The sequence below is a fragment of the Neptuniibacter sp. SY11_33 genome, from assembly GCF_047778025.1.
Taxonomy (GTDB): Bacteria; Pseudomonadota; Gammaproteobacteria; order Pseudomonadales; family Balneatricaceae; genus Neptuniibacter.
Genome location: NZ_CP180543.1, coordinates 3,064,324 through 3,087,357, shown reverse-complemented (window position 1 = coordinate 3,087,357; position 23,034 = coordinate 3,064,324). Strand labels below are relative to the sequence as shown.

Genomic DNA, 23,034 nt, shown 5'->3' with positions numbered 1-23,034 from the left:
ATGAATTATTCACGCGTTAGGCATTAGTCGTTTGCTGGCAGACCGAGTGGCGATGTTCTGTTGGGGTGGAATAGAGATAGCCTTGAATCAGATCGACACCCGCCCAGCGCACAAAGTCGGATTGGAGCTGGGTTTCAACACCCTCGGCTACGATAATGCAGCCTTTAGATGAGCACAGTTTAATGATTTGATGGTAAAAGCTGGCAGCCCAAAGATCTGTCGGTACGTCATTTAGCAGCTTTACGTCTAATTTAATAATGTCGAAGGGCGCTTGTAATAGTCGCTGCAAATTGGAATATCCCGCGCCAAAATCATCCATAGCGATACTAAATTCGTGCTGTTTTAAAAAAGACACGCGACGGGATACGATCTCATCACTGATATCGTGCTCGCAAATTTCCAACACTAAACGTTGTTTCTGTTTCTCATCCAGATCTAAAAGAACGTCCTGCCAAAGTTTTTGAAAGAGTTGATCACTGGCAATTAAAGGCCCTGCAAGATTTATCCAAATGCTAGATTCATCTTCAAACTGAGCAGCAAGCGTGTCTTTAATCTGCTGGCTGGTCATTCTCAGTAGCAGTTCGGTATTTCGATATAGATAAGGGATCAGTTCTCGCATGGGGATTTTGGCCCCAGAATCTAAGAAAAATCCCCTGCATAGAACTTCTCTTCCATAGCCATTATCTAACCCTGCAGTAAAAAGCTCTTGTGAATACCAAACAAACTGGGCTTCGCGGCCACTATAGTTAAACAGCATAAGTCGCACCATCAGTATCTAGGCAAGAATAGATAGAGTCTTCATCTTTTAAACGTTGGCTAATCTCCTGAAGGAAACTCTGAATATTCAGGTTATTTTCCATATTGATCAGACGGTTACCTTTGGTCAGCTTCAGATGATGAATGTAGTCACTGGTGTTATGGCATGTTTGTTGGAGTTTCTTGTAGCTCTGTGTCAAAGCAAGTTTTTGCTGTGCGCTTAGCTCGCTACCTTGCAGTGTCGGCACCAAGAAGCAGGTTTCTAGATCTAGATGAATAACAACGCCTTTGATCAACCTTTTCAGCGCTTTATCTAGTTGAAGTAAGTGACAAAAATCGCGTGCGAGTAATCGTTGAATATTGGCGATTTCTTCTTCAAGTTGCTTGTGTTGTGTTAATAGCACAGCACTCCACTGAGTATTATTTTGCCCTTTGAGTAAGGCATTAGCGATGGATAGATTGGCACTAGCTAGGCGCATATTGATGTTCTCCTGCCAGAACTTTTTCGTTTGTAACCTGTACTGATTAAGTAGATGAATAACGATAATGGGCTACAAGATTATAAGATGTAAAAAAAATACATCTTATTTTGTTTTTTAAATCTATGTCAAATCTATTTTGATGTTTCGGCATGGCGATGCTTCTAAGATCGATATAGTTCTTGGTGGAATTTGGTGAATAGGCGGTTCCTTAACTATTCTGAATTGAGTCACTCCATTTGTATTAACTGTGGTTATGTCTGATAAAACGCCATCCATAGAAACATTACAGAAGCGGATCCAAGAGCTGGAAGATGAAAATGAGCTTCTGTCTGACTTTGCAGGCCTATCTTCCGATTGGTTTTGGGAGCAGGATGCGTCATTTAGGTTTGTGCGATTTTGGGGAGTGTTGACCGAAAAACTGCATCGTAAACAGAGCCTTTTTATCGGTAAGCGACGTTGGGAGATGCCTATCCAAGGGCTAACCGATGAAGAAATAAAGGCGCATATTGATTGCTGCGAACAACACCTGCCTTTTCGAGACTTTGAATATGAAGTGCCTGGGAATGATGGTGTTGTTCAGTACTATTCGGTTAGTGGTAAGCCTACTTATGACTGTACAGGTAACTTTACCGGCTATCGCGGAGTCGGGCGTAACTTAACGCTTTTACATAATGCTCAGCAGGCGGTGAAAGCGAGTCAGCAACAGCTATCTCAGATACTACAAGGTAGTCCAATTGCAACCTTTGTTATTGATAAAGAACACAAGGTCACCCATTGGAATAAAGCCTGCGAGGCGCTGACTGGTGTACCTGCAAGTGACGCGATTGGACGTGATGATAGCTGGCGTGGCTTTTATGCAGAATCACGACCGACCATGGCTGACCTTGTTGTGGATAATGCACCTGCTGAGAAGATACAGGGATACTATGGATACCATTTTGCCTTATCTAGCTTGATCAATGGCGCCTGTGAGGCTGAGGATCTTTTCCCCAATATCGGCCCTTCAGGGCATTGGCTCCACTTTAACGCATCGCCGCTTCTAGACACTGACGGAAATACAGTAGGCGCAATCGAAACGCTTCAGGATATAACTGATCGTGTAAAAGCTGAGCAAGCTGAAAAAGATCATCACCTCAAGTTAAAACGAGCTCATGAAGAGTTGCAGTCAACGCTTCAGCAGTTGGTTGAGGCTAAAAAGCTCGCTGGGCTGGGACGTTTAGTATCTGGTGTAGCGCATGAACTGAACTCCCCTTTAGGCAATATCCTCTTAGGACTAACAACAGCACAAAATAACTTGGAAGAGTTGCATCATGCTTTTGATAGCAATTCCCTGAGTCAGTCCCAATTGAGCTCGTATCTGGAAACGGCTGCCGAGTCGATCACGTTGATGGATCACAATCTCAATCGAAGCATTAACCTGATTAATCGTTTTAAAGAGTTATCTAGCGATACTAAAACAAAAATCACTCACAGTTTCTCTCTCCATGCTGTAGCCAAAGGTGTATTTGGAGCTTATTTGCATAGATGTAAACAGCGGCATATAGAATTAGCCAATAGCGTTCCCCCAGATCTAAAGATTTGTAGTAATGAAGAAGCGCTCGAACAAATTTTAGTAAGTCTCCTGGAAAACAGTTTGAACCATGCACAGTTAGAGGAAGGCAGTTGTATTGAGCTTGCTGTGAATCATGGTGAATCGGGTGTTGAAATTGATTTTTCTGATAATGGTCAAGGGATGGATGAGAAGGTAAAAGAGCACGCTTTTGATCCATTTTTCTCATCCACAATGGGGCATGGTACGTCGGGGCTGGGCTTGTATAGAGTATATAACCTTGTTTCTGTTGTCTTAGGTGGCAGCATTAGTTTGCACAATAATGAGCCGGGTTTGCTCGTCAAATTGACGCTACCTGATTTGTCCTGTGAGTGAATAACCTTGTTGGCCTAAGCGCTTTAATAAAGCGTCTATACTTAAATTTGTGACTCATCTAATAAGAACAAACTGAGCCTATGCGTAACTGTAACTTCTTCAGTGTGAACATGGATTTGGCGCAGATAAAAGCCGCTATATTGACCTTTTTATTGATCGGGATTGTTTCGTTCAATAGTGATCCAGTTGCAGCACAACCGGACTTGAAAGTTATTACCGAAGATTGGGCGCCATACAATTACGAAGAAAATGGTGAGCTGAAAGGGTTTTCGATCGAAATTGTCCAAGCGGTAATGGATGAGCTAGGCGAAGAGTATTCCATTTCGATCTATCCAGGTGTCCGAGGTGACCGGATGTTGGAAACCTTACCTAATGTTATGTACTTCTCTTTGTTTAGGACACCAGAAAGAGAAGATAAGTTTAAGTGGATCGGTCCTATATCTCAGGAGGCCATCTATTTTTATAAACGTAAAGATAATCCACACACCTACCAAACAATTGATGACATAAAACACGCGAATAACATTACGGTTCCTTATAAAGGTTTAATTGCGAACAAAGTTGATGAACTCGGAATTACTAATGTCATGAAGTTGTCTTCAAGAGACCGCCAATTCAGCCTATTATTTTCAAACAGAGCGGAGCTTGCTGTTAATACCAGCCCCTTAGGCGTAGCCTACTATCTGAAACAGATCGATAAACCGGTGGACTCGTTGGTATCTACTGGCGTAAAACTACTCGAATTTCCTCTTTATATTGCTTGTTCCAAAGAGATCCCTGATAGCGTGATCGAGCGTTGGCAGGCGGCTTTGGAAAAAGTGAAATCATCTGAGAAGTACGAACAAATTTACAGCAAATACCTAATGTAAAAGTTACCTATCATCTCCCGAATAATTTGCCTCCCGTTGTAAATCAGATCCTATATAAAATAGCAAAATCCTGTATATCACCTAAATTGAATTAATTGTGATCTTGCTTGTCCGAGCTAAGCAATCAGAGATTATGAATAGGGAGATGAAAGATGGGAAAAATTACTGGTACGGTAGCAGGCACTGTTGCTCTAGGTGTTGCAATGAGCACTTCAGTTCAAGCTGGAGATGGCATGATCAATGTGAAAAGCCAACACAGCGTGGTTCAAACGGCAGATAAATTAGAAACGGTTTTGAGTGCTAAAGGTATGACTGTATTTGCCCGAATTGATCACAGCGCTGGCGCCGAGAAAATCGGTAAGGAGCTACGGGATACTCAGTTGGTACTTTTCGGAAATCCAAAAGTGGGTACGCCATTGATGCTCTGTGCGCAAAGTGTCGCAATCGACCTGCCACAAAAAGCACTGATCTGGGAAGATGAAGATGGCTCTGTCTGGTTAAGCTATAACGATCCATCCCACTTAGCTAAGCGTCATAACATTCAAGGGTGCGATGAAGTACTAAACAAAGTGTCGGGCGCTCTGGGTAAGTTCGCTAAGGCGGCAACGGAGTAAAGATAGGACGCCACTACGTGGCTAGAGGACGGCTTCGCCTAGAGGACGCTGCTACGCAGCTAGAGAAAAAGAAGGACGGCTTACGCCTAGAGGACGCCATGTCATGGTTTTAGAGCAATAATCTACAGTCGTTGTCTTTCCAGCGAAGGCTGGAATCTATGGTTCGTAATAAGCTGCAGTTATCCGTAAGCTTGAAAATACTTACTGTACCTACTAGTATGTTTGTTACTTGAATATTGAGCACACTAAGTTATGGCCGCTACACGCGAGTTATTGATCGATACCATGAAGCAACTGCTTTGGGAGCGGGGCTATGATGCCACCAGTCCTAATCAGGTGTTGGAGCGTAGTGGTGTGGGTAAAGGTAGCTTCTATCATCACTTTAAAGGCAAGAAGGATCTGGCGATTGCTGCGATGGAATCCCGAACAGATGATCTGATTGCTGAATTCGATCAGATCATTGCGCAAACGGATGGTGATTGGTTAGCTCAAGTCAGTGCTTATTTGAGATTGCCGCGGCATGCGTTAAAGGGTTGCCGTATGGGGCGGATCGTTCAAGACCCTTCGGTCGAAGATGAACAGCTGTTAGCACCTTTGGAACGTTATTTCTCCACTATGCATAAACGCTTCACAGCGATTTATAGCGAGGCGCAATCATCCGGTGCATTAGTAAAGTTTCATAAACCGGAAGCTTTAGCTAAGTTAACCCTTAGTGTCTTACAGGGCGGTTTTGTTGTAGGGCGAGCGGTGCAGCAAGATGATACGGTAGCTGATGTCTGCGAGAGTTTCTTAGATATGTTGGCAGCACTGAAAACGAACTAAAAAATCGTTGAGAAACAGCCTGTTTAATTACAGGCTTTTTTTGAAATATAAATTGTACCTACTGGTATGTACAGAGTTTTTTAGAGGCATAGTGAGGGAGGCAATATGAAAATTTATCTAAATCAGAACATCTTACTGATGCTGCTATTTATAGCGGTGTATGGTTCCGGATTTGTTGGTGCAAAGCTTGGCCTTGGTTACAGTGAGCCATTTACCTTTTTAGCTGTGCGTTTTGCGATTGCAGGTGGCTTGCTTGCATTGGGGGCGGTATTGCTCAGTGCGCCTTGGCCGAAAAATCCTGGGTGGATTTTAATAACCGGAATTTTAATGCAGGGTCTATTTTCGGTAGGCGTATTTTACGCACTTTATTTGGGAATGAAGCCTGCCGTATGTGCCTTGATTATTGCGTTGCAGCCATTGTTAGTCACTGTGCTAGCCGGACCATACTTGAAAGAGCAAGTCACGGGGTGGCGCTGGCTTGGTTTGTTGATAGGGATCAGTGGTGTAGCGGTTGTAGTCGCTGATGGGTTAGCGGTAGACGGGATTAGTTGGACGACGCTGGTCTGGGCTCTACTTGGGTTATTGGGGTTATCGCTAGGGCAGTTAATTCAGAAAAAGCACTGTGCCGATATGCACTTGATCAGCGGTGGAGCATTGCAGGTATTAGGTACGGTCCCCGTGATGCTGTTGTTAGCGTTTCAGTTCGAAACGATGCAGATGCAGTGGCATTTAGACCTTGTGTTGGCAATTTTCTGGATGGCAGTAGGCGTATCCTTAGGAGCGGTGAGCTTGCTCTATATCTTGATTAATCGAAACAGTGCATCTCAGGTTGCCAGCGTGTTTTATGGTATACCGGTTGCTGCAGCGCTAATCGCATGGCCTCTGTTTGAACAAGTACCCACTATGGCTGACTGGAGTGGTTTTGCAGTGGTGGTCGTCGGCATATTAGTTGCCAATATCAGGTCGAAAGAGGCGATTACTCATGAAAACGTTGCGAATGAAACGCGCAGCAATGCTCCTCATAAGCTTCCGCTAGAAGCTCAATAAAGGCACTGATCTTACGAGGCACGTAGCGAATATTGGGGTAGATCGCATAGATACCTACATCGCGGTAGACCCAATCCTGTAATACTGGGACAAGTTCGCCACGAGCAACCTCCTCGCGTACCAGAAATACCGGCATAAACGCGATACCTGTACCGGCAATTGCGGATTCTCTTAAGGTAACGAGAGAGCTAGCCTGAAAGCGACCATTTACTTTGATGCGATCCGGTTGGCCTTTTACTGTGATTGGCCAGTCATGAGGGCCGGTTTCTTGGTACTTAAACTGCAGGCAATTGTGTTCTTCTAAATCGGTCACCTTTTTAGGTGTACCTTGCTCTTTTAAATACTCTGGCGAAGCATAAGCGTACCAACGCGATTGCACTAACAGACGGGCACGAAGGGTCGAATCGGATAAGGTACCGGTGCGAATTGCGAGATCAAAGCCATGAGAGATTAGATCTTGAAAGCTATCCTTAATCACCATCTCAACCTTCATCTCTGGATAGCGTTTTAGATATTCATCGACGACGGCAGGAAGGAAGAACTGACCCGAGATCATCGGCGCAGCAATACGTAAAAGGCCCTGAGGCTGCTCTGCATGTTGAGAGACAGCTTGCTCGGCTAGCGCTACACCACTCTCTAGTTGCTGACAGTGATGATAGAACTCTTCACCCGCTTCTGTGAGATTAAGCTTTCGCGTAGTGCGGATCAGTAACTGAACCCCTAAGTGTTTTTCTAGCCGCGAAATATGTTTGCTCACTACAGAGCTCGCCACGCCCCTTTGCTCCGCTACAGCGCGGAAAGACTTGAGTTTCACCACTTGGGCGAACAGCAGCATATCATCCAGATTATTCATATCGGTCTTATTGTTTAATATTTGGAATCAATTAAATTCGATTGTGCACGCTAATTTAATTATAGCGTTTGAGCTAACCTATCTCAAAATCATAATAACTAAAGCTCAACTGACAGGATCGCATTATGCAGGAACAGGATAAATACCAAGAATTTATTGCTGAAGCCGCTAAGTTTATTCCGGAAAAGCGGATTATTACTGATTACCTTCGTACTCTTGCTTACGGTACGGATGCAAGCTTCTACCGCTTGCTACCTAAGGTGATTGTGCAAGTGGCTGAAGAGTCCGAAGTGATCCGTTTGATGGCTTTAGCAACCAAGCTTAACCTGCCTATTACGTTCCGTGCCTCAGGCACAAGCCTGTCAGGTCAGTCCATTACCAATTCGATCATGCTTTCCCTAACACCGGATTGGAAAGACTATGAGATTCTAGAGTCGGGTAAAAAGATCCGCATGCAGTGTGGCGTGCTTGGTGGCGATGCTAACCGTTACCTAGCGCCATTAGAGCGTCAACTCGCACCCATGCCAGCGTCTATTGATGCGGCTACTGTGGGTGGTATCGCTATTAACAATGCGGCGGGCATGAACTCTATGGACACATACGGTGTTATGGATTCAGCTCGTTTTGTTCTGTTAGACGGCACTGTACTGGATACCGGCTCAGAAGAGAGTCGTGAAGCGTTTCGCGTTAGTCATGCAGGTATGATTGCCGATGTAGAAGTGCTATCGAAAAAGCTTCGCAGTAACACCGCGTTAAGCAAACGTATCCTGCGTAAATACGAAGTTAAAAACACCACTGGTTATGGTTTACGTTCTCTAATCGAATGGGATGATCCAATCGATATCATTGGACGTTTGATGATCGGGTCTGAAGGTACACTAGGCTTTATCTCCGAGATTACTCACAACACGATTCGTAAGTACCCGCTAAAAGCCTCTGCGTTTTTGGTCTTCCCTGATATCCGTACAGCAAGTATTGCGGTTACGCGTTTTAAACTAAATAAAACGCCAGTATCTGCGGCAGAGATGATCGACTACTTTGCACTTAAAGCGGTAGAACACATGGATGGTGTACCAAGTTATATCCAAGGTGTTCCAGAAGGTGCGACAGCGATCTTGGTTCAAGCCGAAGCCGATGAGCAAGAGGTTCTAGAAAACCATATCGCGACGATTCTTGCTGAGATCGATGATCTGGAATTGGTTGTGCCAGCCAGCTTTACCGATAAACCATCGGAATATCAGGCGTATTGGAATGTACGTAAAGGGATCTTCCCTGCGGTGGGTGCGACGCGTCCGAAAGGTACGACAGCACTGATCGAAGACGTTGCTTTCCCAATCGAAACGCTAGCAGATGCGCTGGTGGATCTTCAGCAGTTGATGCAGAAGTTTGGTTACGATGACGGTGTTATCTATGGCCATGCTTTAGATGGCAACCTGCATTTTATTTTCTCTCAAGGCTTTAGCAGTAAAGAAGAGGTCGATCGTTACGAACGCTTTATCGATGAAGTCTGCGATGTCGTTGTTAACAAATACGATGGCTCTCTAAAAGCGGAACACGGCACCGGTCGTAATATGGCACCTTTCGTACAGAAAGAGTGGGGCGATGAAGCCTACAGCGCAATGTTGGAGATCAAGCGCATCTTTGATCCACAAGGCATCCTAAACCCGGATGTCATGATCACCCAAAATCCAAAATTGCACATCAGCAATCTTAAGCCGATGAAGGCCGTCAGCGATATTGTTGATCAGTGTATCGAATGTGGTTTCTGTGAGCGCATGTGCCCATCGAAAAATCTAACACTCAGCCCGCGCCAGCGTATTATCGGCAAGCGCGAACTGGCGTTGTTAGAGGGTGAAAGCCAGCAAGCTTTCGCTGATGAATATGACTATATGGCAGTAGATACCTGTGCGGGCTGTGGCTTGTGTTCAACGGTTTGCCCTGTAGGTATCAATACCGGTGATTTGGTTCGACAGCTTCGCCACGAACGTCATGCCAGCCGTGAAGGTATGTCCGAATGGATCGCCAATAACTTTGGTACGGTTACCAAAGCGGCGAAAACAGCCTTTGGTGTAGCTGATATGAGTCACGGCTTGCTGGGTAGTAAAGCCATGGGTGCGGTAACGCGTACCGCACGTAAACTCTCTGGCAATAAGATTGGTTACTGGAGCCCAGAGATGCCGACACCGGCACCTAAACTGGAGACTACAAAGCGCCAACCAGCTCAGCCAACTAATACTTCAGGCAACAAACTGAAGGTGGTTTACCTTCCAAGCTGTGCTAGCCGCACTATGGGTCCAGCACGCGGCGCAGAAGAACAAACTTCGCTTGTGGATAAAACAGAAGAGCTACTACGCAAAGCAGGCTTTGAGGTTATCTATCCACAAAACCTTAAAGAACAATGCTGCGGTATGCCGTTTAAGAGTAAAGGTATGTTTAACCAGGCCGAAGCTAAAGCAGCTGAAACCATCGACATGCTACTGGAAGCAAGTAACGGCGGGGAAATCCCTGTTTACTGTGACACCAGCCCTTGTACGATGCAGCTGAAAGAGAACCTAGATTCTCGTATCAAACTGTATGAACCGGTCGATTTTATTCACACCTTTATGATGGATAAGCTGGATTTTCAGCCTGTGGATGACAAAGTTGCGTTACACATCACTTGCTCCGCACGTCGCTTAGGTTTAGATCAAAAAATCGTTGAAGTGATGAACGCCTGCAGTACCAATGTTGTGGTTCCTGATCAGATTACCTGCTGCGGTTTTGCCGGAGACAAAGGTTTTACCACGCCAGAACTGAATGAATCAGCACTACATACACTCGCTGACCAAGTTGAAGGCTGCAGCAGTGGTTATTCGACCAGCCGTACCTGCGAAATCGGCTTAAGTCACCACTCCGGTATCGACTACCAGTCCATTGTCTATTTAGTAGATCAGTGTACTGAGAGGAAGGTGTAGGAATAGAACGCTTCGCTATTAGGACGCCGCATAGCGGCTAGAGGACGGCTGCGCCTAGAGGACGCCACTGCGTGGCTAGAGAAAAAGCCAGTTCAAGTTATTACAGGGATGTTTTTAGCTGAAACCTGACGCCCTCAGGTTTCAGCTTTTTTATATCTCCCTTCCCTCACTTTCACGTGTTTACCAATCTTGATCAGCTTGGGCTTGCAACTAGTCACAGTTTGAATCAACTTATACGGTTGTTAAATGCTATTCATGCAGGCAGACTTTAACTTCATAAAGGCTAAGATAGCCGTGGAGTTGTTCGTCGCAGGATTGGCGAGACAGGGTATGAACTGTCATGGGTTTAGAACTCTGATTTTACCTCGGCCGCTCGGTTAGAGGTTCTTGATATCCCTATAGCCTTTTCTGATTTAAGTGAGTCGAAAAATAGGAAGTAATATGGCTATTATCGGGATCGATCTTGGTACTACAAACAGTGCTTGTGCGGTATGGCGTGAGGGGGAAATTAAAATGATCCCTAACCGTTTAGGCGACTTTTTAACACCCTCAGTAGTCGGTGTGGATGGTAGTGGTGAGGTCGTGGTTGGACGGACTGCGAAAGAGCGTTTGATCCGCGATAGCAAAGCCAATGTTGCAGTGTTTAAACGTCTTATGGGCAGTGACCATAAGATCAGACTTAATCGCAGGGAATTTTCGGCGGTCGAGCTGTCTTCATTGGTACTTAAATCTCTAAAGGAAGATGCTGAAAATTACTTAGGGGAAGACGTTACCGAAGCCGTTATTAGTGTGCCGGCATACTTTAACGATAATCAACGCCACGCAACCAAATTGGCTGGAGAGTTAGCTGGTCTGAAAGTAGAACGTCTTATCAACGAGCCTACAGCCGCTGCAATGGCCTATGGTCTTCATGAAATTGAAGAGGGAATCTTTCTGATTCTTGATTTGGGAGGCGGTACATTTGATGTATCTATCCTGGAATTCTTTGACGGGATCATGGAAGTGCATGCAAGTGCTGGGGATAATTTCCTCGGTGGTGAAGATTTTGTTGAGGTGATGCTAGACGCCATTTTACAAGAACAAAGCATCACTAAAGCTGATTTGAGTACAACCGAACTACAGCGGACTTATATGCAGCTGGAGACGGCTAAAAAGCGGATCAGCCAAGATAAAAAGCAACTGCTAGAACTCACGTTGGCGGGTGAAATGATTCAATGGACCGTAGATATGGATTGGTTTATTGCCGTTACAACCCCGCTTTTGATACGTCTGAAAAAGCCTATTATCCAAGCCCTCAAAGATTCAGATATTCCGATGGAAGATATTAGCGAAGTGCTTTTGGTGGGTGGTTCGACCAGAATGCAGGTGTTTCGTAGCACCATCGCTCGGATGTTTGGGCGTTTACCTGCCTGCAATCTTGATCCAGACATTGTTGTAGCTATGGGGGCTGCAGTGCAGGCGGGTTTAAAAAGCCGTGACGCAGCGCTTGATGATGTTGTTTTGACCGACGTTTGTCCCTACACCTTAGGCACGGCAATTCTTAATGATGACTCTCCAGATCAGGGTGACTATTTCTTGCCCATTATCGAACGAAATACCGTTGTGCCTTCAAGTATTGTTAAGAGAGTTTACACAGCGCATGAAAACCAAAAGCAGTTAGCTATTCGTGTTTATCAAGGTGAAAGCCGGTATGTGAATAAAAATGTGTTTTTGGGTGAAGTTGAAGTTAATGTACCAAAGGCACCGAAAGGCGAGGAAGCCGCGGACATTCGTTATAGCTATGATATGAATGGTTTGTTGGAAGTTGATGTGACCGTTGTTTCTACAGGCAAATCGATCAATCAAGTGATTCAAAATGCACCGGGTAGTCTGAGTCAGTCAGATCTAGAAAAGTCTCGCGAACGTTTGGCCAAGCTTAAATTTCATCCGCGTGAAGACGAAGAGAACAGCGCACTCCTCGCTAGGGCTGAGCGTCTATATGAAACAACGTTAGGTGAAGAACGTGACCAACTGGCCGAAATTATCGCGTGGTTTGAACGGATCTTGGAAGGGCAAAACCCTACAGAGATTCAGAAAGCTCAAAAGCGTATGGCTAGTTTATTGGACGGTATAGATACCGAGGACTGGATATGAGCGATATCTGGGAGGCTCTCGGATTAGAAGGGCCTACTGATGATATCAGGGCGATTAAGAAAGCCTATGCCAAGGCAGTTAAGTTAGCTCGACCTGATGAGCATCCTGAACAGTTTCAAGCGCTAAACAAAGCTTATAAACAAGCGCAAAAGGTAGCGCGTGCGCGCGCCAAAGCATCCCCACTTCTCTCTGATGCTAAACCTTTAGATTTACCCGTGGTTGATGCTGTGGAGCAGACTGAGGATAAGACCAACACAGAGGAAATGGTCTTAACCTCGCAAAGCACCAATGTCGAGCTGGAACAGCTAAGAACGCAACTCCAACCGCCTACTGAGCCTGAAACTAACGTTGAAATTGAGGTGGTCGAAGCACCGGAACTAACAACACAGGAACCGATACAGCCCGAGTGTCAGGCGCTGGAGGCTGAGGTTATTAAAGCGCCTGAGTTGGCGGATGAGTCTGGCCATGAGACGAAGCTAAAGCAGCGCCAGCTGGAAGAAGAACAGCAAGAAGCAATTAAGCACGCAGAGCTTGCCAGTATGCTTGCGGAGGTCGAACAACTACTCGGCTATCCTGAAAAATTAAATAAGGTCGAGCATTGGCGCTTTATCGAGCGCTCGCAGTTCTTACTTGATGATGAATTTAACTGGGATTTCGGTCAGGAGGTGTTTGAGCATATCCTAGCGCACAATCAACGGCATGCCGAAAACCCATCCTGCCAATTACGAGATATCAGAGTCATTATTTATCTGGATCGCTTTGTCGATTGGCAAGGTCATAAGCTGGATTTAGCTAGAGAATACGGAGAAGAAAACTGCCAGCCCTATATCGATGCTTTGCATTTACACGGCAGTAAAACGGACCCTCTGGAAGGGGTTAAAGGTGGCAGCGAATACAGCAATTGTGCTGCAGATAAGTATCGGAATCTCGAGGAATTTGTTCTCGCTAGCAGGTTGGGTCGAATCTTAGCCAATATACTTGATGTGGCTGGGTTTATCTGTGTTGCTATTTGGATAAATATCTTCTTACCCGTACAGTTAGTTACAAATGGAGAGGCTTTTTTCTACTCGTTTATAGCTTCATTTCTATTGTTCTTAATTATGGAAAGTAGTCCATTACAGGCATCTCCCGGCAAACTTTTAATGGGGTACCGAGTGATGAGACAAGATAAGTCTTCTGTCCCTTGGTGGTTAAATATCTGGCGTATTATCTGCTACATACTGTCGATGGTAGCGATCAAAATTACCTTCTGGATCAATCTATTTATTGGCGTACGTATACTGCACGACCGTTTAAGCGACACTATGGTGGTTGATCTTAAAAAGAGCTACGCGAATTATCTAAAGAGTTTTGAGATTGAGTTGTAGGTTAAAAGCCGAGCGCTTCACTTTTAGGACGCTAGCGCTAGAGGACGGCTGCGCCTAGAGGAAAAGAAGGACGGCATTATCGTTCTTAACAACTTTGGTGCCAGTTTATATGGTTGCGCTAATCTGGCGCGGTAGGCAGACTGCTTTACGGATTTTACTGCTGCTAAAACGACCAAATATTTAACAGGAATTTTAAAGAGCTAGTCTCTTTAACTGATGCACAGGGATGAGAGATGCAGGAAGACTTTACGTTTAAATTTGCAGGCAAATTCTATTTTAAGGTTACAGCTATAGGCTTTATTATTTGGGTCGGGCTTAACTTTCTATTCGGTAATAGCCCTTTTGGCGGTCAGTACTATGTCCCTTTCTTCCTCTGTATAGTTCTGCTTGTTCAACGCAGTTATAAGCTGAATATTCGTGATAATGCCCTGTTTATCAAACGCTTTGGCTTAGAGACTAAAGCTAGTCTCACTAAGGTTGAGTGGGTTGAAAAAAGCAGCAAAAAGTTAATCCTACATATGCTGGATGGTGCGCAACACCATCTTCCCTTGTATCGCTACAGTCCAGAAGATCAAGCTAGGCTGATTGAACTGACCGAGAAATATTGTTTTGTCGGGCCACGCCAGATCGTTCCAGTGCCGCAGTTCTCGCAACCGCAAGAGACACAAGAGGAACAGCAAGAAAACGCTGGAATCCAGACCGGTTATACCTCTTATTCCTCAAAGCCTGATATTGAACCAACGTACGTGCAGCCAACATATGCCCAACCTTCTAATCATATGTCGAAACAGCGAATTAAAAGTAGCGTGACGGAACTGCTCAATCGCGGAGTCCCAAAGCGAGAAGTGTTTGAGCAATTACGTAACAGCGGGGTCACCGACACTACATTAGCAACATTAATTGCCGCCACTCCGGACGAAATACTTAATGAGTTACATGAAGGTAAAAATAAACTATTTGTCACGCTCTTTATGCTAACCAGTGCGTTGGCTATTTGGGGAAGTTATGTTGTTGCAACACCAGAGCACAAGCAAGTTACTTTGGTAATTAGTCTAGCAGTAAGTATCTGTTTTACAATGGGTTTCTTGCGCCGCAGTTTATTAGCTTATAACTTCTATCTGGTCCTGTGTGGCATAACTATTGGCCGTGAATTGTTTGCCTGTATCTATGGGGGGACGGTTCCAATCCCACAAATGATTGGAATAGCTCTATCTATAGGCTTGCTGTTATTTGCTTGGTTTATACGCACAAGGCTCTATCCCGATTTTAGATTTTTCGGCGTCAAAAAAGGGCACAATGGAGAGTATGTTTTTACTGATTGATAAATAGGATGCCGCTGTGCTTTTAGTGGTTAAACGGTTTCGCCTGATGCTGGCTAGGACGCAGCTGCGCTGCTAGAGGAAAAGCGAAGGGAGTTTAAATTAGTATTTAACAGTTTAACTAATGGAATCTTTTCCTCCAATCACCTAGCATGTAGCTCTCTTTATCAGAAACAGATCAAAGGATTTGATTAGATGTTCTTATATTGGAAAAGGATTCTTCTCTGCGTAACCTTCGCTATCCTGCTCGCGGGATGCGCGTCTACTGCACCCCAGCAACAGGTAGTTGTTCAACTTCCTCTGGCAGAAGCTACTCTCAAGCTAGATGTCCAAAATAACGATCAGCTAGCGATTGGCGACTTTCTGTTAATAAACAGTGATGAAGGTTATGTCAGCATTCAAGTGCTTAGTGCTGAAGAAGAGATTGAACTGCGGGGCATAACTACCCAAGAGTATCTTGATCAACTTTATGGGACTCGCAAGCCAGAAAATCAGGATATTGGACAAGCAAAGTCAGTATTGTCGGAAAGTGTTGTTTCAACTGACTACTTAGAACACGAAAGCTATTTTGCGATATACCAGAAAGAGCAAGATGGGCGAGAGCGTATCTTCTTTACTGATAAAAATGAGCAATCATTTACGTATTACATTTTAGAAACTGAGGGAAAGGATTCCCGCAAAATATTCTATGGAGAGATAAATGATAATAAGCGCGGAAGATAAGCGATATGCCAAGGCTATTTTAGAAGCATTCTATGGTCGCTCAATAGCTGATCGAATGGTTATTAATGCCAAAATACTCGAGCTTATTGGACAGATGTTGGAAAAAGCACACAGCTGTACCGAACTTATAGAATTAGTGCCTAGACCTGTTGCTCCTGTTGGTGCAAGGCCGAGTATTAAGTGGACACTAAAACTAATTCGTAAAACAGGGAAGAAGTTAGTCACAAGCCCAGGCGCTAAGATATCTTTAACCTGCAAAAGAGCCATAGCTTACAGCTTTAGAGGGCGGTTGGAGCGAGCTCAGTTTTAGATAGAAGTGAGTCTCGAATTTATGTATTTAATCGGTAAAGAGCACCTGCATACAGATTTAGTTGTTTTTATCGATCTTCCCTGTCTCGGTCTTTCTTGTTTGAAACAAGGCCAAGTAGGCCGTGGATACACTTCGTCAAAAGGAAAGACGATGGAAGGAATTTTGATTTTTGTAGTGTTGATGTTTGTCGCACTGATCTTTTTAAAGGGTATGGCTGCGTAGAGCAGTTTCTCTTCAGATAATACGTTCGGTTATAGTAAAATAAACCGTCTATTAAAGATAGAATATATTAACTTTGGATAAAGTATCAGACTCTACAAAAACACCCTATTGAAAATTAAAGATGATTTATATAGAATTTTTTTGAGCACTATAAAAGGAAGTTATTGTGAAGCTCTATGTGTTATCACTATTCATAAACCTAATACTAATTATATTAATTGCTGTAGATGGCACTTATAACGGTTTGAGTTACATAACCATACCCGCCTTTACCTTGACTTTATTTGGGATAATATACCAGCTTACTAAAAAGAATATATTTGGCTACATAGCCATAACGGGATTTGTTTTTTTATTACCCATAGGGATTTTAGGGATTTTAGCCATTCGAAATGAAATGGATAAAATTATTAAAAGTGAATTTATAAGGAAGTTTAACAATGAGTGATATCGCACTAGAAGAGCCGCAAACTATAATCAAAATACCAAGTTCAAAATTAAAACCTCAGCTTATTGTAGGGGTTCTTATTGTGATAGCTGGATTATTTATCATTCCTCATATGATCGGCCTAGGTGCCATATTAATTATTTCATATTTTATAAATAGTGAACTTGAAATTATTAGATTTTACCAAAATTATTCTGAAGTTAAATTTGGAGCTATACACTCCCGTTTCATGATTTTAAATTCAAATATTATGAGTGCAGATTTAGATGCTAAAAAACTGATACTTAAAATCAATAACGAAGAAAAAACAATTACAAAGAAAATCCCTTTGCAAGCTTTCTCTGAGCAAGATAAAGATATAATTATTGCTTACTATAAGAGTCAAGTAGATAAGAATACTGAATAGAAAGCATTAAGGGGATTGCCCATTAATCGTTTCCGGTCAAGTGCACGAGTGATCCCCTTATGTTATTAAAACATCACACCGTTAGTGTTGAGAGATTATATTAATCGCACCTGTCTTTTCAACGGTGGGTGCTATTTCATTGAAACGCACTAGTCACCCAGCAGGATCTAGGCTAACGGTTACTGCGTGTTAGCCCCAAGCCAGTTCTTGGTCCAGAAAATTTTAATTGACGGGGGCAAAGCCCTTTAATTCATACAATAAAAACACCAGACAGCTTCTTGTCTGGTTTTTTGCTTTTAGGGTCTTTTCTAGCAACTCTAGCAACTCTAGCAACTCTAGCAACTCTAGCGGCGCAGCCGTGCCCTAAGCGCGAAGCGTTCTAGAAACGTAGCGGTCTGATCTATAGCGAAGAGCTCTGATCCAAAGCGTGCCCCTCATTTCATTGCTAGACTACATAGAGCCTTTTAAAATCTGCCCACGGAGTCCTAGTGAAGTTAAGAACCCTATGTCTCTCTCTGTTCTTGCTACTGAATGTAAATACCCTTGCGTGGGCGGATGAGCATTCAGGGGTGACGCTCGTCTCTACGGAACTCATGTCTGGCCTTTTGGAAAAGACTGAGAATGGGGTGGAAGGGATCTATCCAGATTTCTTTGCACAAGCGGCGAGTAAAGCTGATGTGACATTACATTACCGCATCGTTCCTTGGTCACGCGCTGTTTTAGAGACGGAAAAGTCCAAGGAGTATCTTCTATTCCCGCTGACTCGTACTTCGGAGCGGGAAGAGAGATTTAGTTGGCTGGCGAAACTGTGGGAAGTACCGATCTGTTTTATCTCTTCGACTCAGCCTATGAATTCCTTTGAGGAGGCAAGGCGTGCCGAAGGGATTATGGTTTGGCGTGGTTCCTCCCATCAACAGAAGTTGGTAGAGCTTGGCTTTGCTAATTTAATTCACTTCGACGATCCCCGTTTGGTTAAACGCGTGCTTTCAAGGCGAGATAATGTTGCTTGGTATACCCCTTGTAATGAGGGGCTGTCACTCTTTGGGCCTTTTAATGCTGAGCACCCCATCATTATTGGGAAGGTGGTGGATAATGAAGAAGTTTGGTTGGCAGGAGGTAAGAACTACCTTTCTACCGATAAAAGGCAGCGCTTCTTAAATGCAGTGTCTGAATTAGCACCTGAAGGCACGCTTAGACGAAGAATTCTGATTGAAGGGCGATAGGAGAATAACCTTTTAGATCTCCCCTTTTTCATCTGTTTACTTCAAAGATAAGTCCATTATTAAAAAGCCTGAGCAATGCTCAGGCTTTAGATAATCGTGTTGTCTTGAAGCTATTTGGCTGCTTTGTTGTCGTTACTTCAGGCTGCTGTAGTACGCAGAAAGGTTGTCGATGTCAGCGTCTGAAAGCGTTGATGACATAGGTGCCATAACCGGATCTTTACGTGCGCCGCTTTTAAAGTCACGCAGCTGCTTGGCAAGATAAGCAGCTTTTTGTCCTGCTAGATTAGGATACATAGGAAGTGCACTTATACCGTTTTCACCGTGACAAGCAGCACACATCACCGCTTTAGCTTTGCCTGCAGCGATATCGCCAGCCATTACTGAACTCGACAGACTCATGACTGCGATACCCGCGATTGCGAAAATTTGTTTCATTGTCGTGCCTCACTTTATATTTTTTATTGGCTGCTCATAAAGAGCTAGATTCAGAGTAAAAGAAATATATAAAAAAGCCCAGACCGAAGTCTGGGCTTTTGCTGAAACGAATAGGTTGTATTGTTCTAGTAATCTATCAGTTATGCCGTTTCAGGTGAGCTTTCGTTGTTGTTTTCTAGAGATATTTTTGTATGTGAAAAGAACATCATGGCGAGATATATATCCAGTGCGATGTATGTGAGTACATTGAATGCTGCCAAAATAATTGTTGCCATTAGGAAGCCTGAAATTGCTAGCCACATACCCACAGAGTCTGCGTACTTAGTGCCGCCTTGCGGGCTTTTCATCATCTTTTGGCCTAGCATTATTGAGATCACACCGTAGATGACAGATAAACCAAGTGATACATAGAAATACCATACGTAAAGCTCTCCATCTCGAAAGTCAAAATACAATTCCGGGATGGTGATGATAATTCCTAGCACAATCATGCTGTAAATGTATTTACTAGCATATGGTATCTCTAGCTTTTCTTTTATGAATTCCAATAAAAACAGAAAGATAACCGCAGATATAATGGTGTGACCTATGATTAATATTTGGGCATAAAGTGCATAATTCTGATTTATAGAGAATTGGGATATAGCAAAAATGACGATGCTTGGGAGACCAATTAAGGCCGATAAAATCGAACAGATACCGCCATACCGGTAATTTTTAAACATGAGGTTATAGTCCTTTATCTGAGAAGAGTCAGTCCGTTAGTTAGGAGTGTATAGTAGGTTAATCTAATAGAAGTCGGCTGACTATTAATCCCTCGAGTCCATTTGGAGGTCGGGCTTTTTGCCCGTTAGGAATTTTGTTTTAAGCTTTTCTAGCCGCGGTAAATACTGGTTTCCAGCCTTCGCTGGAATGACAAAATAATAAAGCCCAAACAGAACTAACTGCTCGGGCTTTATTGTCTTTAACGCTTTTTCTAACAACTCTAGCGGCGCAGCCGCGTCCTAAGCGCGAAGCGTGCTAGAAGCGTAGCGATCTGCTTTTACAGCGCCTCGATCTTACCGTACTGCTCTTTCAGCTTATCGAATGCTGCTTGTGAGCCTGCAAGTTTCTCACGCTCTTTCGCGATAACCGCTTCTGGTGCATTAGATACGAACTTCTCGTTACCTAGCTTACCTTCAACACGGCTGATCTCTTTCTGTAGCTTGTCTAGCTCTTTCTGTAGACGAGCAAGTTCAGCGTCTTTGTTGATTAGGCCAGCCATTGGTACCAATACTTCCATATCGCCCACTAGCTGAGTTGCTGCCATTGGCGCTTCGTCACCGGCATTTAGCCATGTGATGCTACTTAGCGATGCTAGTTTAGATAGGAAGGTACGGTTAGCTTCTAGACGTTGTTTGTCTAGATCACCACCGTTCTGGAATAGTACGTCTAGCTCTTTAGCAGGGGAGATACCCATCTCACCACGGATGTTACGTACACCTGTGATTACGCCTTGTAGCCATTCGATCTCTGCTTCTGCATCGCTATCGATCTTGTCAGTGCTTGGTACTGGGTAAGCCTGAGTCATGATAGTGTCGCCTTCAACACCGGCTAGGCCTTTAACCTGCTGCCAGATCTCTTCGGTGATGTACGGCATGATTGGGTGAGAAAGGCGTAGGATAGATTCCAGTACACGAACTAGTGTGCGGCGTGTGCCGCGCTTAGCCGCTTCCGAAGCGTCTTCGTCCCACAGTACTGGCTTAGAAAGCTCTAGGTACCATGCGCAGTAGTCGTTCCAGATGAAGTCGTATAGAGACTTAGATGCCATGTCGAAACGGTACTCGTCGAAGTGTTTAACCACTTCAGCTTCTACCGCTTGTAGGCGGCTAGCGATCCAGCGATCGGCTAGAGATAGCTCAACGTCAGCATTAGCATCCTGACCACAGTCTTCACCTTCGGTGTTCATCAGCACGTAACGTGCAGCGTTCCAGATCTTGTTACAGAAGTTACGGTAACCTTCTAAACGCTTCATATCCCAGTTGATGTCACGGCCAGTTGAGGCCAGTGCTGCAAGGGTGAAACGAAGTGCGTCAGTACCGTGTGCCTGAATACCTTCAGGGAACTCTTTCTCCGTACGTTTGCCAATTTTAGCGGCCTGTTGTGGCTGCATCATATTGCCGGTACGTTTTTCGAGAAGAGAATCTAGCTCGATGCCGTCGATCATGTCTAATGGGTCTAGAACGTTACCTTTAGACTTGGACATCTTGTCGCCGTTTTCGTCACGGATTAGGCCAGTAACGTAAACAGTTTTGAACGGTACTTGTGGCTTGCCGTCTTCATCTTTCATGAAGTGCATGGTCATCATGATCATGCGGGCTACCCAGAAGAAGATGATGTCGAAACCGGTTACAAGCACATCAGTCGGGTGGAACGTTTGCAGGCGCTGAGTGTTTTCAGGCCAGCCCAGTGTTCCGAATGTCCATAGTGCCGAGCTGAACCATGTATCAAGAACGTCATCGTCCTGACGTAGTTCAACTTCTGGATCTAGACCGTATTTTTCGCGTGCAGCTTCTTTATCGTTCGCTACGTATACGTTGCCTTCGTTATCGTAGAAGGCTGGAATACGGTGACCCCACCAAAGCTGACGAGAGATACACCAGTCTTGAATGTCGCGCATCCAAGCGTTGTACATGTTCTCGTACTGTTGCGGTACAAATTTGATATCGCCTTTTTCTACTGCTTCAACCGCTGGTTTTGCTAGTGTTTTAGCATCTGCAAACCACTGGTCAGTTAGCATTGGCTCGATAACTACGCCACCACGGTCGCCGTAAGGAACCGTCATATCGTTTTCTTCGATCTTAACTAGCAGGCCTGCTTCTTCGAAATCGGCAACGATTTGGCGGCGTGCCGCGAAACGTTCCATACCGCGGTATTTTTCCGGGATGTTAGTATCGATATCGTTGTTTGGCGTACCGTCAGTGTTAAAGCCTTCACCTTCTTCGCGGATATCAGCGTTGTAGGTTAGGACGTTGATCATCGGTAGGTTGCAACGCTTACCTACTTCGTTATCGTTGAAGTCGTGAGCAGGTGTGATTTTTACGCAACCTGTACCTTTTTCCATATCAGCGTGTTCGTCGCCAACAATTGGAATACGACGGCCAACAAACGGAAGAACGATCTCTTTACCGATCAGGTCTTTGTAACGATCATCTTCTGGGTTTACTGCAACACCGGTATCACCCAGCATAGTTTCTGGACGGGTTGTACCCACAACGATGTGGTCTTCACCAGCCGCTGTTTTTACGCCATCAGCCAGTGGGTAACGTAGGTACCACATCTTGCCTTTGGTTTCTTTGTTCTCAACTTCTAGGTCAGAGATCGCTGTGTGAAGTTTAGGGTCCCAGTTTACTAGGCGCTTGCCACGGTAAACTAAGCCTTCGTCATAAAGACGGATAAAGACTTCCTGAACTGCGTGGTAGAAACCAGAGTCCATTGTGAAGCGCTCGTTCGCCCAATCTACAGAGTTACCTAGGCGACGCATCTGGCGAGTAATTGTACCGCCGGACTCTTCTTTCCATTCCCAGATCTTTTCGATAAAAGCATCGCGACCTAGATCGTGACGAGACTTTTGCTCTTCAGCTGCAAGCTTACGCTCAACAACCATCTGAGTAGCGATACCTGCGTGGTCTGTACCTACCTGCCACAGCGTGTTTTTACCCTGCATACGCTTGTAACGAGTTAGAGCATCCATGATGGTGTGCTGGAAAGCGTGACCCATGTGCAAGCTACCGGTGACGTTCGGTGGCGGAATCATGATGCAGTAAGAATCACCTTCGCCTTGAGGTGCGAAGTAGTTGTTGTCTTCCCAGGTTTTGTACCAGGATTTCTCGATTTCGTGCGGCTGGTAAGTCGTATCCATTGCGCTCTGAGTCTTCTGAAAATCTGTCGAATTAGGCTGCCCGAGAGTTGCCGTGGGCAGCACGCATAAAGTCCAACATTATACAGGATATTGGTGAGTAGTAGCTAGGGCGAGGAAGACGATAGGGCGCGGCTTTGCTATTAAGGTAAGAAAGAAGGACAGCTGCGCCTAGAGGACGCCATTTCATGGCTAGAGGACGTGGCTACGCCACTAGAGAGCGCTGCTA

General features: G+C 44.6%; 20 protein-coding genes. 14 read left to right on the top strand and 6 right to left on the bottom strand.

What is annotated here, in order from left to right; genetic code table 11:
- Nucleotides 1-16: 16 nt before the first annotated feature.
- Nucleotides 17-757 carry an EAL domain-containing protein gene (locus ACMXYV_RS14555; RefSeq protein ID WP_415889183.1) on the bottom strand — a complete coding sequence of 247 codons (741 nt, stop codon included), beginning with the start codon at nt 755-757 and terminating at the stop codon, nt 17-19.
- Nucleotides 747-1,235, bottom strand: a complete 489-nt coding sequence (locus ACMXYV_RS14550) for a hypothetical protein (RefSeq protein WP_415889182.1) — start codon at nt 1,233-1,235, stop codon at nt 747-749. Before ACMXYV_RS14550 ends, ACMXYV_RS14555 begins: the two co-directional genes overlap by 11 nt.
- Nucleotides 1,236-1,491: 256 nt before the next feature.
- Between ACMXYV_RS14550 and ACMXYV_RS14545 the strand changes: the two genes are divergently transcribed.
- From ACMXYV_RS14545 to ACMXYV_RS14525, 5 genes are all read left to right on the top strand, one after another.
- On the top strand, nt 1,492-3,162 hold the full coding sequence (locus tag ACMXYV_RS14545) for an ATP-binding protein (protein WP_415889181.1): 1,671 nt from the start codon (nt 1,492-1,494) through the stop codon (nt 3,160-3,162).
- 80 nt (nt 3,163-3,242) lie between these two features.
- Nucleotides 3,243-4,031, top strand: a complete 789-nt coding sequence (locus ACMXYV_RS14540; protein ID WP_415889180.1) for a substrate-binding periplasmic protein — start codon at nt 3,243-3,245, stop codon at nt 4,029-4,031.
- Between the two features lie 152 nt (nt 4,032-4,183).
- The gene (locus ACMXYV_RS14535) at nt 4,184-4,645 is read left to right on the top strand and encodes a DUF302 domain-containing protein (RefSeq protein WP_415889179.1); all 462 of its coding nucleotides are present in this window, start codon (nt 4,184-4,186) and stop codon (nt 4,643-4,645) included.
- A 252-nt stretch (nt 4,646-4,897) separates the two neighbouring features.
- Nucleotides 4,898-5,467, top strand: a complete 570-nt coding sequence (locus ACMXYV_RS14530; protein WP_415889178.1) for a TetR/AcrR family transcriptional regulator — start codon at nt 4,898-4,900, stop codon at nt 5,465-5,467.
- Between the two features lie 105 nt (nt 5,468-5,572).
- Nucleotides 5,573-6,514: a DMT family transporter gene (locus ACMXYV_RS14525; RefSeq protein WP_415889177.1), complete on the top strand. Its 942-nt coding sequence runs from the start codon at nt 5,573-5,575 to the stop codon at nt 6,512-6,514.
- Here the strand turns inward: ACMXYV_RS14525 and ACMXYV_RS14520 are convergent.
- Nucleotides 6,444-7,367 carry a LysR substrate-binding domain-containing protein gene (locus ACMXYV_RS14520; protein WP_415889176.1) on the bottom strand — a complete coding sequence of 308 codons (924 nt, stop codon included), beginning with the start codon at nt 7,365-7,367 and terminating at the stop codon, nt 6,444-6,446. The genes ACMXYV_RS14525 and ACMXYV_RS14520 overlap by 71 nt on opposite strands.
- Before the next feature lie 125 nt (nt 7,368-7,492).
- Between ACMXYV_RS14520 and ACMXYV_RS14515 the strand changes: the two genes are divergently transcribed.
- From ACMXYV_RS14515 to ACMXYV_RS14475, 9 genes are all read left to right on the top strand, one after another.
- On the top strand, nt 7,493-10,321 hold the full coding sequence (locus tag ACMXYV_RS14515) for an FAD-binding and (Fe-S)-binding domain-containing protein (protein WP_415889175.1): 2,829 nt from the start codon (nt 7,493-7,495) through the stop codon (nt 10,319-10,321).
- Nucleotides 10,322-10,762: 441 nt separating this feature from the next.
- A complete protein-coding gene (locus ACMXYV_RS14510) occupies nt 10,763-12,454 on the top strand; it encodes an Hsp70 family protein (RefSeq protein WP_415889174.1) in 1,692 nt (563 codons plus the stop codon).
- Nucleotides 12,451-13,821, top strand: a complete 1,371-nt coding sequence (locus tag ACMXYV_RS14505) for an RDD family protein (protein WP_415889173.1) — start codon at nt 12,451-12,453, stop codon at nt 13,819-13,821. The genes ACMXYV_RS14510 and ACMXYV_RS14505 overlap by 4 nt, the downstream gene beginning before the upstream one ends.
- A 233-nt stretch (nt 13,822-14,054) precedes the next feature.
- Nucleotides 14,055-15,143 carry a hypothetical protein gene (locus ACMXYV_RS14500; RefSeq protein WP_415889172.1) on the top strand — a complete coding sequence of 363 codons (1,089 nt, stop codon included), beginning with the start codon at nt 14,055-14,057 and terminating at the stop codon, nt 15,141-15,143.
- 192 nt (nt 15,144-15,335) lie between these two features.
- Nucleotides 15,336-15,863, top strand: a complete 528-nt coding sequence (locus ACMXYV_RS14495) for a hypothetical protein (RefSeq protein ID WP_415889171.1) — start codon at nt 15,336-15,338, stop codon at nt 15,861-15,863.
- Nucleotides 15,841-16,173 (top strand): hypothetical protein, encoded by a 333-nt coding sequence (locus tag ACMXYV_RS14490; RefSeq protein ID WP_415889170.1) that lies wholly within the window; start codon nt 15,841-15,843, stop codon nt 16,171-16,173. The genes ACMXYV_RS14495 and ACMXYV_RS14490 overlap by 23 nt, the downstream gene beginning before the upstream one ends.
- A 21-nt stretch (nt 16,174-16,194) precedes the next feature.
- Nucleotides 16,195-16,395 (top strand): hypothetical protein, encoded by a 201-nt coding sequence (locus tag ACMXYV_RS14485; RefSeq protein WP_415889169.1) that lies wholly within the window; start codon nt 16,195-16,197, stop codon nt 16,393-16,395.
- A gap of 440 nt (nt 16,396-16,835) precedes the next feature.
- Nucleotides 16,836-17,249, top strand: coding sequence for a hypothetical protein (locus ACMXYV_RS14480; RefSeq protein WP_415889167.1), 414 nt, complete (start codon nt 16,836-16,838; stop codon nt 17,247-17,249).
- A gap of 488 nt (nt 17,250-17,737) precedes the next feature.
- The gene (locus ACMXYV_RS14475; protein WP_415889165.1) at nt 17,738-18,472 is read left to right on the top strand and encodes a hypothetical protein; all 735 of its coding nucleotides are present in this window, start codon (nt 17,738-17,740) and stop codon (nt 18,470-18,472) included.
- 132 nt (nt 18,473-18,604) lie between these two features.
- Here the strand turns inward: ACMXYV_RS14475 and ACMXYV_RS14470 are convergent, their stop codons facing one another.
- The 3 genes from ACMXYV_RS14470 to ACMXYV_RS14460 all read right to left on the bottom strand — a co-directional run bounded on the left by ACMXYV_RS14470 (nt 18,605) and on the right by ACMXYV_RS14460 (nt 22,808).
- Entirely contained in the window at nt 18,605-18,907 is a 303-nt protein-coding gene (locus ACMXYV_RS14470) for a c-type cytochrome (protein ID WP_415889164.1), read from the bottom strand.
- 140 nt (nt 18,908-19,047) lie between these two features.
- Nucleotides 19,048-19,392: a hypothetical protein gene (locus tag ACMXYV_RS14465; protein ID WP_415889163.1), complete on the bottom strand. Its 345-nt coding sequence runs from the start codon at nt 19,390-19,392 to the stop codon at nt 19,048-19,050.
- A gap of 557 nt (nt 19,393-19,949) precedes the next feature.
- Nucleotides 19,950-22,808 (bottom strand): valine--tRNA ligase, encoded by a 2,859-nt coding sequence (locus ACMXYV_RS14460; RefSeq protein WP_415889162.1) that lies wholly within the window; start codon nt 22,806-22,808, stop codon nt 19,950-19,952.
- Nucleotides 22,809-23,034: the final 226 nt, after the last annotated feature.